Genomic DNA, 13,930 nt, shown 5'->3' with positions numbered 1-13,930 from the left:
CGGCTGGGCACCGTGAGCGTGGGGGCCGCGGGTCCCGTGACGCTCGACGAGGGCGTACCCGAAGCCTGGCGCGAGGCCGTGCGCACCGTCCAGGCGCTGGTGTCGCTCGGCCTCGCCGGCACGGGGGCCAGCGCCGCCCACCTCGGGTTCGCCGGGCTCGTCGTGGGGGCGGCTCCTGACGTTGACGGCTACGTGCGCGCCCACCTCGGGCCCCTGCTCGACTACGACACCAAGCGGGGCTCAGAGCTCGTCAAGACCCTGCAGGCCTACTTCGACGCCGGCGGCAGTCCCCGGCACGCCGCGACCGGCCTGCACGTCCACGTCAACACCGTGAGCCAGCGGCTGGAGCGGATCGGCAACCTGCTGGGGGCGCAGTGGCAGCAGCCTGACCAAGCCCTCGAGCTCCAGCTCGCCCTGCGGCTGCTCCGGCTGCGCGCGGGCGGGGCGCCGCCCCGCTAGCTGTTCGGACCGGGCACGTCGGTCCTCGGCGTCCTCAGCGCAGCCGGGACGCCAGCGACGTGGCCACGGCGTCCGCCGTGAGCCCGAGCCCCTCGAGGACCTGTCCCCTGGACGCGTGGTCGAGGAACCGCTTCGGTATGCCGTGCAGGTGCACCGCCGTGGACAACCCGGCCTCGCGCAGGGCGAGCGTCACGGCGGCACCCACGCCACCGCTGACGAGGTTGTCCTCGACGACTGCCACCGCCCCGGCCGTCCGGGCCAGCTCGACGAGGTCGTCGCTGACCGGCAGCACCCAGCGCGGGTCGACCGCAGTCACCGAATGTCCTTGTGCCTCGAGCTTTTCCGCGACCTCGACGCCCAGGCTCGCGAACGCTCCCACCCCGACGACCAGCAGGTCGCACGACTCCGCGGACGTCTCGTGGAGCACGTCGACGCTGCCCTGGCGGCGGACCGCAGGGACGGCCGGGCCCACGTCGCCCTTGGGGAACCGGATGACGGTCGGGGCGTCGTCGACGTCGAGCGCCTCGCGCAGCTGCCGCTTGACCTGGTCCCCGTCGCGCGGGGCCGCGAGCCGCAGCCCGGGCACGATCGAGGCGATGGTCATGTCCCACATGCCGTTGTGCGAGGCGCCGTCCGACCCGGTGATGCCGGCCCGGTCGAGGACGAACGTGACACCGGCCTTGTGCAGCGCGCAGTCCATGAGGAGCTGGTCGAAGGCCCGGTTGAGGAACGTGGCGTAGACCGCCACCACGGGGTGCAGGCCGGCATACGCCAACCCGCTGGCCATCGTCACGGCGTGCTGCTCGGCGATGCCCACGTCGAACACCCGGTCGGGGTAGGCGGCGGCGAAGCCGTCGAGACCGACCGGGATGAGCATGGCTGCGGTGAGGGCGACGACGTCCTCGCGCTCGCGCCCGATCGCCACCATCTCGTCGTTGAACTCGTCGGTCCAGATCCGGCCGCTCACCTCGAACGGCAGCCCGGTCTCGGGGTTGAACTTGCCGATGGCGTGCCACTGGTCGCCCTCGTGCTGGCGCGCCGGGTCGTAGCCGCGGCCCTTCTCGGTGATGACGTGGACGAGGACCGGGCCACCGAAGGCCTTCGCCTTGCGCAGCGCGGACTCGAGGGCCGCGCTGTCGTGCCCGTCGACCGGGCCGAGGTACTTCAGGCCGAGGTCCTCGAACATCCCCTGCGGGGCGACGATGTCCTTGAGGCCCTTCTTCACGCCGTGCAACGTCTCGTACATCGCACCCCCGAAGACGGGTGTGCGGTGCAGGGTGTTCTTGCCCCAGTCGAGGAACCGCTCGTAGCCGCGGGTCGTGCGCAGGGTGGCGAGGTGCTCGGCCAGCCCGCCGATGGTCGGGGCGTAGGAGCGCTCGTTGTCGTTGACCACGATGGTGAGCGGCAGGTCCTTGTCGGCGGCGATGTTGTTGATCGCCTCCCAGGCCATGCCGCCGGTGAGCGCGCCGTCGCCGATCACAGCCACGGTGTGGCGGTTGCGCTCACCGCGCAGGCGCCGGGCCTTGGCGATCCCGTCGGCCCAGGACAGGGCCGTCGAGGCGTGGGAGTTCTCGACGACGTCGTGCTCCGACTCCGCCCGGCTGGGGTAGCCCGACAGGCCGCCCTGCTTCTTGAGCTGGCTGAAGTCGTGGCGACCGGTCAGCAGCTTGTGGACGTAGGACTGGTGGCCGGTGTCGAAGACGATGGCGTCCTGGGGGCTGTTGAACACGCGGTGCAGGGCGATGCTGAGCTCGACCACCCCGAGGTTGGGACCGAGGTGGCCGCCGGTCTTCGAGACGGACTCGACGAGGAAGTCCCGGATCTCCTGGGCGAGCCCCGGGATCTGGGCGGCGGTCAACGCCTTGACGTCTGCCGGACCGTTGATGGTCTCGAGCACTCCCACGTGGCGGTCCTCTCGGTGTTCTCGGTGGTCTCGGTGTTCTCGGTGGTCGACTACAGGGGTCTGCTGGTTGCGGCAATCTCCCGAGTCTAAGCGCTGCTCACCACCCTCAGCCCCTCCGGCACTCCCTCGACGACGACCCCGCCCTCACGGTCCAGCGCCACCGCGATGCGCGCGTCCCCCACCCGCAGGCCCTCGACCCGCAGGGCCCCGAACGGCTGGGGTTGCGCAGGCCGCACGTGCAGCACCCCACGGGGCACGTCGGCGCGCAACCCCAGGGCCACTGTCACGACGGCTGCTGCGGACGCCGCCGACCACGCCTGGGGCCGGCAGGAGGCGGGATAGGGCGCGGGTCGGCCGAGCACCGGCTCGCCCGAGTAGAGCTCGGGCAGCTGGTAGCCGAAGGCTTCCCCCGCGTCGACGAGGGCCCGCACGAGGGCCGCCGCCTCGGCGGGTCGCCCCTCGCGGACCAGGCCGAGCGCAGCGATCGCCGTGTCGTGGGTCCACACCGAACCCGTGTGGTAGCCGATGGGGTTGAAGCCCCCCGTACCGGCGCCCATGGTGCGCAGGCCGAACCGGTCGAGCAGGTCCGGGCCGGTGAGCGCGGTGGCCACGTCGGCCGCCTCGGATGCTGTGAGCGCACCGGTGCCGAGGACGTGGCCCATGTTGGACCCGAGCGCGTCCACCGGGCTCCCCTGCCCGTCCAGAGCCATGGCGAGGTGGCGCAGGCCGCCCTCCTCCACCCAGTAGCGCTGCCGGATGCGCTCCGCGAGCGCCCCGGCGTCGTCACGACAGGCCACTGCGCCCTCCTCACCCAGGGCGTCGAGCAGGTCGGCGGCGCCGAGCAGCGCCTCGACGGCATACGCCTGCGCCTCCACCAGCGCGATGGGTCCCTCCGCGATCCGGCCGTCGCGAAAGCGCATCGAGTCGTCGGAGTCCTTCCAGCCCTGGTTGCTCAGGCCGTGACCCGACGTGTCGAGGTACTTGAGCAGCCCGTCGTCATCGGGCTGCCCGGGACCGGTCAACCACGCCAGCGCCGGACGGAGGTGGGGCAGCAGGTCCCTGACCTCGGACTCGGGCAGTCCCCATCTCCAGGCGTCGACCAGCAGGCAGACCCAGAGCGCCGTGGCGTCCACCGTGCCGTAGTAGACCGGTGGCAGGCTGATCCCCACCCCCGTCATCTCGTGGGGGACGCGGCGCACCTCGTGGAGGATCTTGCCCGGCTGTTCGGCGCTGGCGGGGTCGTCGCGACGGCCTTGGCGTCGGGCCAGCGTGCGCAACGTCCCCGCGGCGAGCTGGGTGCCGAACGGCAGCAGCATCCTCGCGGTCCAGAGGGAGTCACGTCCGAACAGCGTGAGGTACCAAGGCGTCCCGGCGGCGGCGAAGACGTCCTGCGGGGCCAGCGGGTCGCGCAGCAGCAGGTGCCGCAGGTCGCCGAGTGACCGGGACAGCAGGGGCGCCAGCCGTGGCTCGTCGGACTCGACCCGCACCGTGGCCCACTCGACCGCGTCGCTGCCGGGGTCGGCGTCGAACAGGGACGCCTGCGTGCGTTCCGTCGACACCGACAACCTCACCTGCGCGTGCTGTCCGGGTTGGATGCTCAGGTCGTACTCGTGGGTGATCGACTCCTCGTCGGTCTCGACGCGGGTCGGGGGCGGGTCGGACGTCACCAGCACCCGGTGCCGGGACAGCTCGAAGACCGGCGCACCCTCGTGCGTCGTGGGCGCGACCGCGGCCAGGTCAGGAGCACCCGTCATGACGCCCGCGAGAGCCGCCCCGTCGGCGGCCAGGACCACGCGCAGGACGGTGCTGACCGGGTCCTCGGCGCGAGAGGTGACGGTCACCGACTCCTGCATCACCCCCTGCGCCAGCGCCCGCGACCGGCGCAGGTCCACGGTCGCCTCGAGTCGCCCGTCACCCAGGCTCCGCACCGCCCCGACGAACTCGGCCCGCGCCCCCGACGCCTCGGCGGCCACAAGGCTGGGGGGCTCGCCCGAGAACGACACCTCGAGCCGTGACAGGACGCGTTCGTCGTCGACGTACAGGCCCTCACCGCCACCGGGCGCGATGTCACCGCTGGGGCCGGACAGGACGGTGGAGCTGCCGTCGACGGCGATGGTCAGCTGGTGCAGCCACGGCTGCCGACCGCCACTCACGACGCCCGGTGTCCGCTCTGTGCCGTATGCGGCGTATGCGCCGGCGAGCTCGGGCGAATACCTTGACCGGGAGCACGCACGTCGGTCATCCTCTCCATCTTGGAACGTTCAAAGCCCGACAGCGTGGCCATCGTTCGTTCGTCGATCCCAGCGCACGGGAGCGGTTGTGGCAAGTGGAGGGCAGCGCCCCGTTCGGGTCGGCCGGGTGACGATCGTCGACGTCGCCGCGGCAGCCGGGGTCTCCCGCCAGACGGTGAGCAACGCCGTCAACAACCCCGAGCGAGTTGCCCCCGAGACGTTGGAGCGGGTGCGTCAGGAGGTCGAGCGCCTCGGCTACACGCCCAACGCCGCCGCGCAACGCCTGCGGAGCCAGACCGCCCACGCCTACGGCTTCGAGGTCAGCCCCTGGGGGAAGCGCCGGATGGGGCACGTCCTCGACGGCTTCCTGGTCGAGCTCACCGTGGCGGCCCGGGAGCACCGCAGCCACCTGGTGACGTTCTCCCCCCAGGATGGCGACGGTGTGCGCGACTACGAGCAGCTGCTGGCCACCGGGCTGGTCGACGGGTTCGTCATCACCGACACGATGCACGACGACCCGCGGCCCCGCTGGCTGCTCGAGCACGACGTGCCGTTCGTGAGCTTCGGCCGGGTCTGGGACGACCCGGGCGTGGGCCGGTGGGTGGACATCGACGGCCGGGCCGGTATGGCGCTCGCCGTCACTCACCTCATCGAGCAGGGATACGACCAGATCGGCTACCTCGACTGGGTGGCCGGGTCGCCCCTCGGCGACGACCGGCGCCGTGGCTGGCTGACCGCGCTGGCGGAGGCCGGCCGGGCGCAAGACCCCGTCCTGGAGGTGTGTCGCGACGAGCTCACCGACGCGACCGCTGCCACCGAGCGACTGCTCGACCGGCTCGGGCCGGGCGCAGCCCTCCTCTGCGCCTCGGACATGCTCGCCCTCGGGGCGAGCCGGGCCGTCCGCAGCCGGGGCCTCGAGCTGGGTCGCGACATCGGCCTGGTCGGGTTCGACGACAGCGGGGTCGCGGAGGCGATGCAGATGACCAGCCTGCGGCAGCCTCTCGCGCAGGCCGCCACGCACGCCTGGGACCTGCTGGCGCGCGGGCGGCCCGACTCCGACAGCGACCTCGACCAGTCGGTCCTCATCGTCCCCGAGCTCGTCGTGCGAGCCACCAGCACGCACGACCCCTAAACGCGGCTGGGCGCGCGCGTATCCCCCTCACTGCCGCGCGCCCAGTCGTCAGGTCCGCTCGACGTCAGCACCCCTTGACCCCCTCACCAGGCGGTCCTAGAGCCGTGGGACATAGCGCTTGCCCTGCAACGCGTCATAGACGAGGCCGGCACTGCGCCGCGCCGCCAGCAGGCGGACGCCCTCGGCCTCCAGGTCGCTGAGCACCTGCTCCAGCCCCTCGGTCGTCAGGTGGTCGCCCAGCTCGACCCTGACCTCGCGATAGGCCTGGCGCATGGCGACCAGCTGGGCATCGATGTGGCGAGTCGCCACCCAGGCGAGCGCCACGGGCTGACGCCGCCACCCGGCATACGACCGGTAGTCGGCCGGACAGAAGTCCAGCAACCACGAGACGGCCGGCACCTGCCAGCCGCGTGACTCCGGGGGTGGTACCAGCGGCGGCCAGCCGGGCGGCACGGCCGCCGCCACCCGATCAGGTGGCCGGGCTGGCGTGGGCATCGTGGGCCACCCCGGAGGACCAGGCGCAGGGGTCCTCCGATTGTTCGAACATGTGTTCGATCATACGCCACGACCGGCCGTCGAGAGCTAGGTGGCCGACGGTCGCGAGGGCAGCGGGGAAGGACGGACGGCGGGCTGCTTCACCGTCCGCCCCTCCCCGGGCGAGGTCACGTCACCAGGACGAACCTGCGCGACGTGGCCCTCGTTCCTGCCCCTGCGAGGAGCAGGAACGCGGCCAGTCCGAGGAGTGGCCACGGGTCCCTGCCGGTCATGGCGAGCGACGCCGCCGCGGCTGCCGAGCCGAGGGCCGGTATGGCGGAGGCAGCCGCAGCTGCACCGAGACCGCCCGACGCCGTGCCACCCGACTGGAGGTCACCACCCGACGGCGCGCCCGGGTCGTCAGTGGGGACCGATGGGTCGGCGGGGTCGCCGACCGGGTCCCCACCGCCCGGGGGCGTGACGGGGGCCGGCCCGGTCGCACTCCCCGAGCTGCTCGAGCTACCGACCACCGCAACGCTGTTGCCACCGGCCGAGACGGGTGCGGTGACAGGGGCGGTCACCTGGTTGCCACCTGCCGCCGAGCCGGTTCCGGTGGTCGAGCCACCAGCGCCATCGGCACCGGACGAGCCACCAGACGCGTTCGCCGGGGTGGACCCAGCGGACGACGAGTCCCCCACCACCGCAACGCTGTTGCCACCGGCGTTGACCGGCGCGGCGACCGGGGCGGTCACCTGGTTGCCACCTGCCGCCGAGTCGGCTCCGGTGGTCGAGCCACCAGCGCCCCCGGCGCCGGACGAGCCACCAGACGCGTTCGCCGGGGCGGATCCAGCGGACGAGTCCCCCACCACCGCAACGCTGTTGCCACCGGCGTTGACGGGTGCGGTGACAGGGGCGGTCACCTGGTTGCCACCTCCCGCCGAGTCGGCTCCGGTGGTCGAGCCACCAGCGCCACCGGCACCGGACGAGCCACCAGACGCGTTCGCCGGGGCGGATCCAGCGGACGACGAGTCCCCCACCACCGCAACGCTGTTGCCGCTCAGGGTCACCGGCGCCGACGCGCCGGTTGCGGCCTGGTTGCCGCCGCCCGCCGAACCCGACCCGGATGTGCTGCCGCCGGTGGAGGCGGCCGGCGCTGAGGGCGAAGACGCCGTCGACCCGGCAGAGCCCGAGTCCCCGACGACCGCGATGGAGTTGCCCGTCACGGCGACGGGAGCGGCCGCAGAGACTGCAGCCTGGTTGCCACCGAGGGCGCTGTCAGCGCCCGTGGTGCCTTCTTCGGCCGAGGCTTGTCCTGCGAAGAACAGGATCCCGCCTGCGACCACGAGGGTTGCTTCGAGCCCTCGACGCACGTATGCATGCATGGTCTTTCCTTCCTGGTGGTGCTGTGTCGCCCGGGTACGGGCATGGCTCGGTGCGCCGCTCTCGCGGCGCCGGAGCAGCACTAGTCAGGTCGGGTACCGGGGTGGGTCGGAAGGCTGCCGGGGACGTGCCAGTCGGCGCGGTCCCGCCCGGACACACCGGGGCGCGGCAGGAGGACGGTCGCAGGCGTCGTGGCCAGATCGGCCAGACCCGGCCCCGCACCGCCGGACGGCGACGTCGGCGGCATCGGCGAGGGCTCGCGCCATGGCCGCGGGAGGGTCGATGAAGGCTCACGCGTCGGCACGGCAGTGGTTTCCGGTACGGGGCCACGGGCCTCAAGGTCGGACAGCAGCTCGGTCTGTTCCGCCGCGTTCGACGTGGCGGCACCGACGGGTGCAACCCGTTGCGTAGCAACGCTTTTCACTGCCTTGGTGGTCGCCTGGGCGGCCAGTCCACCGCCAGCCGCCGGCGACGAGAGCGGAACAGTCCCGTCGGCAACCGGCACGGGCAGCGCCACCGCCGGGGGGCCACCGACGACAGGGACCTCGTCGAGGACCACCACGACCACGTGCTCCAGACGGGTGACTGGCTCCTCGACGGCCGGGACCGCATTCACGACCACGCGCTTCACGCCCACGACGGGCTCCCGGACGACCGGGACCACGGCGGCGACCACCCGCTCCACGCCTGCCACAACAGGAGAGACGGGCACGTCAGGCACGTCGAGGACGACGGGTCGGCTCGCCTTCGCCTTCGCGGCCGGCAGCAGCTTCGCGTCGGGTGACAGCTTCGCGCCGGATGACAGCTTCGCGCCGGATGACAGCTTCGCGCCGGATGACAGCTTCGCGGGCGGGGCCCCGGGGGTGTCCCCGCGCTCGGCCGCGCCGGCCTGGGTGGAGGAGAGCAGGATCCACGCGACGCACAGCAGGACAGCACCGAGCACCAGCCTCACGAGGCTGCGCACGTGCAACGTCCCCTGCATGCGATCGTCCCCAAGCTCCCCGGCTCGAGGGCACTTCCCTGACTCCAGTGGACCACGCACCACCGTCAACGGCAACCGGGCGACCGAACAAACCCGCAGGTCAGCCCGCCCGTCCCGACGCGAACGGCGCCATTGCCGGGCACCCCGACGGCCCGCCACCGGGCGGGGCCGGACCGGTCTGCCGTCCGCAGTCCGGTCCGCCCCATACGGATTCGGGCCGCGCGGGGTTAGCGTGAGGCGGTGACGCAGACCCTCTCCTCCACGCCCGCACCCAGCGCCCGCACCCTTGGCGAGCTGCGGGCCAGCGGCCACCGCCACCGCACGCTGCGCCAGGAGATCCGCGACAACCTGCTCGCCGCCCTCGCGGCCGGACGCGACCCGTGGCCCGGCCTGCACGGCTTCGCGACGACGGTCATCCCCCAGCTCGAGCGTGCGCTGCTCGCCGGCCACGACATCGTCCTGCTCGGTGAGCGCGGACAGGGCAAGACGCGCCTGCTGCGCAGCCTGGTCGGCCTGCTCGACGAGTGGACGCCGGTCATCGCGGGGTCCGAGCTGGGCGAGCACCCGTACGAGCCGGTCACCCCAGCCGCCACCCGGCGCGCGGCCGAGCTCGGCGACGACCTGCCGGTCGAATGGCGGCACCGCGACGAGCGGTATGCCGAGAAGCTCGCCACCCCGGACACCTCGGTGGCCGACCTGGTGGGCGACGTGGATCCGATGAAGGTCGCCGAGGGCCGCTCCCTCGGGGACCCGGAGACGATCCACTTCGGGCTGATCCCCCGCTCGCACCGCGGGATCGTGGCGATCAACGAGCTGCCCGACCTCGCGGAGCGGATCCAGGTGGCGATGCTCAACGTCATGGAGGAGCGCGACATCCAGATCCGCGGGTACATCCTGCGACTGCCCCTGGACGTGCTCGTCGTGGCCAGTGCCAACCCCGAGGACTACACCAACCGCGGCCGGATCATCACCCCCCTGCAGGACCGCTTCGGCGCCGAGATCCGCACGCACTACCCGCGGGAGCTCGCCGAGGAGATGGCCGTCATCCGCCAGGAGGCCGACCTCGTCGCCGAGGTGCCCGACCACCTGGTGGAGGTGCTGGCCCGCTTCACCCAGGCACTGCGGGCATCGTCGTCGGTCGACCAGCGTTCGGGGGTCTCGGCCCGTTTCGCGATCGCCGGTGCCGAGACCGTGGCCGCCTCCGCCCTGCACCGGGCGACCCGCCAGGGTGAGGATCGGGCCGTCGCCCGCGTGGTCGACCTCGACACCGCCGTCGACGTCCTCGGCGGCAAGATCGAGTTCGAGACCGGCGAGGAGGGGCGTGAGCTCGAGGTCCTCACTCACCTGTTGCGCACCGCGGTCGCCGACACGGCGCGCCACCACCTCGGCGGCATCGACCTCGCGCTGCTCGTCTCGGCGATCGAGGACGGCGCGAGCGTCACGACCGGCGAGCAGGTGGCCGCCCGCGACGTGCTTGCCGGTCTGCCGGTACTCGGCGAGTCCGACCTCTACGACGTGCTCGCCGACCGGCTGGACGCGACCAGCGACGGCGCTCGGGCCGGTGCCGTCGAGCTGGCCCTCGAGGCGCTCTACCTCGCCCGCCGGATCGACAAGGACACCGCCGACGGCGAGACGGTCTACGGATGACCCACCCGGCCGGTATGCCGCAGGGTCACCGCGCGCGGTACGCCCGCTACAGCGGTGGGCCGGACCCGCTGGCGCCGCCGGTCGACCTCGCCGAGGCGCTCGACGCGATCGGTGAGGACGTCATGGCGGGCTACTCCGCGGAGCGGGCGATGCGCGAGTTCCTGCGGCGCGGCGGCCGCAGCCAGACCGGGCTGGACGAGCTGGCGGCGCGGGTGGCCCAGCGCCGCCAGGAGCTCTTGCAGCGGCACTCGCTGGACGGCACCCTGCAGGAGGTTCGCGAGCTGCTCGACCGCGCTGTCCTCGAGGAGCGCAAGCAGCTGGCTCGCGACCTCGACGACGACGCGCGCCTCGCCGAGATGCGGATCGAGAGCCTGCCCGCCTCGACGGCCGGTACCGTCAGCGAGCTCGCCGACTACCAGTGGCGCAGCCCGTCAGCGCGGGCGGACTACGAGCGAATCAAGGACCTGCTCGGTCGCGAGGCCCTGGACCAGCGGTTCGCCGGGATGAAGCAGGCACTGGACAACGCGACCGACGAGGACCGCGAGCAGGTCCGCCAGATGCTGGCCGACCTCAACGACCTGCTCGCCGCCCACGCCCGGGGTGAGGACACCACCGAGCAGTTCCGCGCATTCATGGACCGCCACGGCGACTTCTTCCCCGAGAACCCCCAGTCGGTCGAGGAGCTCATCGACAGCCTGGCCGCGCGGGCGGCAGCGGCCCAGCGCATGCTCAACTCGATGACGCAGGAGCAACGCGACGAGCTCATGGCCCTGTCGGCCCAGGCGTTCGGCTCGCCTGCCCTGATGGAGCAGCTGGCCCAGCTCGACGCGAACCTGCAGGCCCTGCGCCCCGGCGAGGACTGGTCCGGATCTGAGCAGTTCGAGGGCAGCCAAGGCCTCGGCCTCGGGGACGGCACCGGCGCCTTGCAGGACCTGGCGGCCCTCGACGAGCTGGCCGAGCAGCTCTCCCAGTCGTATGCGGGCGCCCGGATCGACGACATCGACATCGACGCGCTGGCCCGGATGGTCGGCGACGACGCAGCCGTCGACGCTCGGACCCTGACCCGGCTCGAGCGGGCCCTGCGCGACTCGGGCTACCTCGGCCGCACGTCGGACGGCCAGCTGCGCCTGTCCCCCAAGGCGATGCGCCAGCTCGGCCGCGCCCTCCTGCGCGACGTGGCGCAGCGGCTGTCCGACCGCCAGGGGCAGCGCGACGTCCGCCAGTCCGGCGCCGCGGCCGAGCCCAGCGGTGCCAGCCGGGAATGGGCGTTCGGGGACACCCAGCCGTGGGACGTGACCCGCACCGTCACCAACGCCGTGCTCCGCACGGCGAGCGAGGGTGGCGACGCGCGGCACGGCATACGGATCGACCTCCGCGACGTCGAGGTGTCCGAGACCGAGGCGCGGACCCAAGCCGCTGTGGCGCTGCTGGTCGACACCTCGTTCTCGATGGCGATGGACGGGCGCTGGGTGCCGATGAAGCGCACGGCGCTCGCGCTGCACCACCTCGTGCAGACGCGGTTCCGGGGCGATGCCCTGCAGCTGATCGGGTTCGGCCGGCACGCCGAGGTGATGGCGATCGAGGAGCTCACCGCCCTCGACGCGCAGTGGGCCAAGGGCACGAACCTGCACCACGCGCTCCTGCTCGCCCAGCGACACTTCCGCAAGCACCCCAGCGCCCAGCCCGTGCTGCTCGTCGTGACCGACGGTGAGCCCACCGCCCATCTCGAGCCGGATGGCGAGGTCTACTTCGACTACCCGCCACACCCGCTGACCATCGCCTACAGCGTCCGCGAGCTCGACAACGTCGCGAGGCTGGGCGCGCAGGCGACGTTCTTCCGGCTCGGAGAGGACCCGGGGCTCGCGCGGTTCGTCGAGCAGATGGCGCGACGGGTCGGCGGACGGGTCGTGGCCCCCGAGCTGGACGACCTCGGGGCCGCCGTGGTCGGCAGCTACCTGGGGTCGCGCCAGTTCGGCTCGTACCGCGAGCAGTTCGGGGGTTTCTACGGCGGTGGCCGCGGCTTCTGGGTCGACGACTGACCAGGCCGACCGCGGTTTCCATTGAGGTCAGGAACTGGCCGGAAGGGGTCCTACCGTGGACTCATGACCATGACACCAGGCACCCAGACCACCCCGGCTGAATTCACCCTGGAGGGCGAACGCGCCGACTTCGTCCAGGCTCTGCGCCAGCACCGCGGCTTCCTGCGGTTCACGGTGCGCGACCTCACCGACGACCAGGCCCGCCAGCGCACGACGGTGAGCGAGCTGACCCTCGGCGGACTGGTGAAGCACGTGGCGGCGACGGAGGAGCAGTGGGCCGACTTCATCGTCAACGGGCCGGCGAACGCGCCCGACATCGACTGGGAGTCGGTCGACTGGAGCAACCCGCCGCCGGAGGTGGCGGCCTACCGCGACAGCCACCGACTCACCGAGTACGAGACGCTCGCCGGTGTCCTCGCGCACTACGACGAGGTGGCCCACCGCACGGACGAGCTCATCGCCACCGTCGACTCCCTGGACCTGCGTCACCCGCTGCCGGCGGCGCCGTGGTTCGAGCCGGGGGCGAGCTGGTCGGTGCGCCGGACCCTGCTGCACATCCTCGCCGAGACGTCCCAGCACGCCGGTCACGCCGACATCATCCGGGAGTCGCTCGACGGCCAGAAGACCATGGGCTGACCCATCCACAGGGGGGTCGTTGGCCTGTTCGGTGTCCACAGGTTGGCGTCGGCCCCTTGCCCCTTCGGGGCTTGGTATGCCGCGTGATTCCATTGCGCTGCAACGGAACTCGCGTCGTTCAGCGGTTGGGGCGGCTGTCGGTGGCCTCTCATAGTGTTGGTCTCATGCAGGGGGATCTGACGTTGGAGCAGCGACGCGACCGSGTCGCGGCTGCCCGTGAGGCCTTGACCGGTCTCGACGGGTCCTTGTGGCAGGTGCCCRGTGGCGGCGGTCCCGAGGGGCTGGCCGGGCTCTTGTCGGAGGTCGACGCGTTGGGTGGCGCGTGCGACGTGGCGCGGGTGAKSGTGACGGCCGAGGCAATGGGCCGGGGCGAGACCTCCGGCGGGTCGGCGGCGATGACGGTCACGCAGTGGGTGCGGTGTCATGCGCCGTCGACGCGGGCAGGTGGGTCGCGGCAGGTGGTGGAGCTGGCGGCGGCGTTCGGCAAGCCGGTCAATGCGCCGGTAGCCGAGGCGGTGCGGGCGGGGGTGTTGCCGGTGCGGTCCGCGGCCGCGGTCGTGGTCGAGGCCGACAAGCTGCGCCCACTGCTGACCGACGGGACCGAGCCGCACGTGCTGGCGGGGCTGATCGCCATGGCCGTCGAGCACGGGCCCCGTGGCTGCCGGCTGGTCCGGCCGGCGCTGCTGGCCCGACACGGGCGCCAGGACGTGCTGCAGCGCGAGCAGGACGCCGCCAAGGTGTTCGTGTCGCTGTCCCAGCCGCAGGACTGCCCGACCGGCATCCACGACTACAACCTGACCCTCGACACCGAGGGCAAGGCTGTCCTGGAGGCAGCCCTCGGACCCCTCTCGGCACCCCGCCCGGTGGACGGCGAACGGGACCTGCGCAGCAGCGACCAGCGCCGTGGTGACGCCCTGGTGCAACTGGTCCGGCGCGCGGTGGGCGCGGACGACGCGGTGGGCAAGAACGCCAAGACCACGCTGCTGGTGACGATGGACTGGGCGTCCCTGCGCGACGCCACCGGGGCCGRCACGACGTTGGGCGGGC

The 13,930-nt window shown here is 72.7% G+C and carries 11 protein-coding genes; 6 read left to right on the top strand and 5 right to left on the bottom strand.

Annotation, left to right across the window (positions count from 1 at the left end; all coding sequences use genetic code 11):
- On the top strand, window positions 1-459 hold a 459-nt coding region (locus tag AC1DV7_RS17225; RefSeq protein WP_477598556.1), incomplete at its 5' end, for a PucR family transcriptional regulator.
- 34 nt (window positions 460-493) lie between these two features.
- Here the strand turns inward: AC1DV7_RS17225 and dxs are convergent.
- Complete coding sequence (gene dxs / locus AC1DV7_RS17220; RefSeq protein WP_477598555.1) at window positions 494-2,362, bottom strand: 1-deoxy-D-xylulose-5-phosphate synthase; 1,869 nt, start codon at window positions 2,360-2,362, stop codon at window positions 494-496.
- An 86-nt stretch (window positions 2,363-2,448) separates the two neighbouring features.
- Window positions 2,449-4,515 (bottom strand): glycogen debranching N-terminal domain-containing protein, encoded by a 2,067-nt coding sequence (locus AC1DV7_RS17215; protein WP_477598554.1) that lies wholly within the window; start codon window positions 4,513-4,515, stop codon window positions 2,449-2,451.
- A 205-nt stretch (window positions 4,516-4,720) separates the two neighbouring features.
- Between AC1DV7_RS17215 and AC1DV7_RS17210 the strand changes: the two genes are divergently transcribed.
- Window positions 4,721-5,725 carry a LacI family DNA-binding transcriptional regulator gene (locus AC1DV7_RS17210; RefSeq protein WP_477598553.1) on the top strand — a complete coding sequence of 335 codons (1,005 nt, stop codon included), beginning with the start codon at window positions 4,721-4,723 and terminating at the stop codon, window positions 5,723-5,725.
- A 96-nt stretch (window positions 5,726-5,821) separates the two neighbouring features.
- Here the strand turns inward: AC1DV7_RS17210 and AC1DV7_RS17205 are convergent, their stop codons facing one another.
- From AC1DV7_RS17205 to AC1DV7_RS17195, 3 genes are all read right to left on the bottom strand, one after another.
- Window positions 5,822-6,220: a hypothetical protein gene (locus AC1DV7_RS17205; RefSeq protein WP_477598552.1), complete on the bottom strand. Its 399-nt coding sequence runs from the start codon at window positions 6,218-6,220 to the stop codon at window positions 5,822-5,824.
- A 167-nt stretch (window positions 6,221-6,387) separates the two neighbouring features.
- The gene (locus tag AC1DV7_RS17200; RefSeq protein WP_477598551.1) at window positions 6,388-7,581 is read right to left on the bottom strand and encodes a hypothetical protein; all 1,194 of its coding nucleotides are present in this window, start codon (window positions 7,579-7,581) and stop codon (window positions 6,388-6,390) included.
- Between the two features lie 80 nt (window positions 7,582-7,661).
- Window positions 7,662-8,561 carry a hypothetical protein gene (locus AC1DV7_RS17195; protein WP_477598550.1) on the bottom strand — a complete coding sequence of 300 codons (900 nt, stop codon included), beginning with the start codon at window positions 8,559-8,561 and terminating at the stop codon, window positions 7,662-7,664.
- A 240-nt stretch (window positions 8,562-8,801) separates the two neighbouring features.
- Between AC1DV7_RS17195 and AC1DV7_RS17190 the strand changes: the two genes are divergently transcribed.
- From AC1DV7_RS17190 to AC1DV7_RS17175, 4 genes are all read left to right on the top strand, one after another.
- Entirely contained in the window at window positions 8,802-10,208 is a 1,407-nt protein-coding gene (locus AC1DV7_RS17190; RefSeq protein WP_477598549.1) for a magnesium chelatase ATPase subunit I, read from the top strand.
- Window positions 10,205-12,247: a VWA domain-containing protein gene (locus AC1DV7_RS17185; RefSeq protein WP_477598548.1), complete on the top strand. Its 2,043-nt coding sequence runs from the start codon at window positions 10,205-10,207 to the stop codon at window positions 12,245-12,247. The genes AC1DV7_RS17190 and AC1DV7_RS17185 overlap by 4 nt, the downstream gene beginning before the upstream one ends.
- A gap of 63 nt (window positions 12,248-12,310) precedes the next feature.
- A complete protein-coding gene (locus AC1DV7_RS17180; RefSeq protein ID WP_477598547.1) occupies window positions 12,311-12,883 on the top strand; it encodes a DinB family protein in 573 nt (190 codons plus the stop codon).
- A gap of 164 nt (window positions 12,884-13,047) precedes the next feature.
- On the top strand, window positions 13,048-13,930 hold an 883-nt coding region (locus AC1DV7_RS17175), incomplete at its 3' end, for a DUF222 domain-containing protein (RefSeq protein WP_477598546.1).

The organism is Pedococcus sp. P2_E4 (assembly GCF_056403935.1).
This window is presented reverse-complemented; position numbering and strand designations above follow the sequence as displayed.

Bases quoted from the DNA above. Each gene is read 5' to 3' on its own strand.
- AC1DV7_RS17185 (WP_477598548.1), top strand. From the start codon at position 10,205: ATGACCCACCCGGCCGGTATGCCGCAGGGTCACCGCGCGCGGTACGCC.
- AC1DV7_RS17180 (WP_477598547.1), top strand. From the start codon at position 12,311: ATGACCATGACACCAGGCACCCAGACCACCCCGGCTGAATTCACCCTG.
- AC1DV7_RS17200 (WP_477598551.1), bottom strand. From the start codon at position 7,581: ATGCATGCATACGTGCGTCGAGGGCTCGAAGCAACCCTCGTGGTCGCA.
- AC1DV7_RS17195 (WP_477598550.1), bottom strand. From the start codon at position 8,561: ATGCAGGGGACGTTGCACGTGCGCAGCCTCGTGAGGCTGGTGCTCGGT.
- AC1DV7_RS17205 (WP_477598552.1), bottom strand. From the start codon at position 6,220: ATGCCCACGCCAGCCCGGCCACCTGATCGGGTGGCGGCGGCCGTGCCG.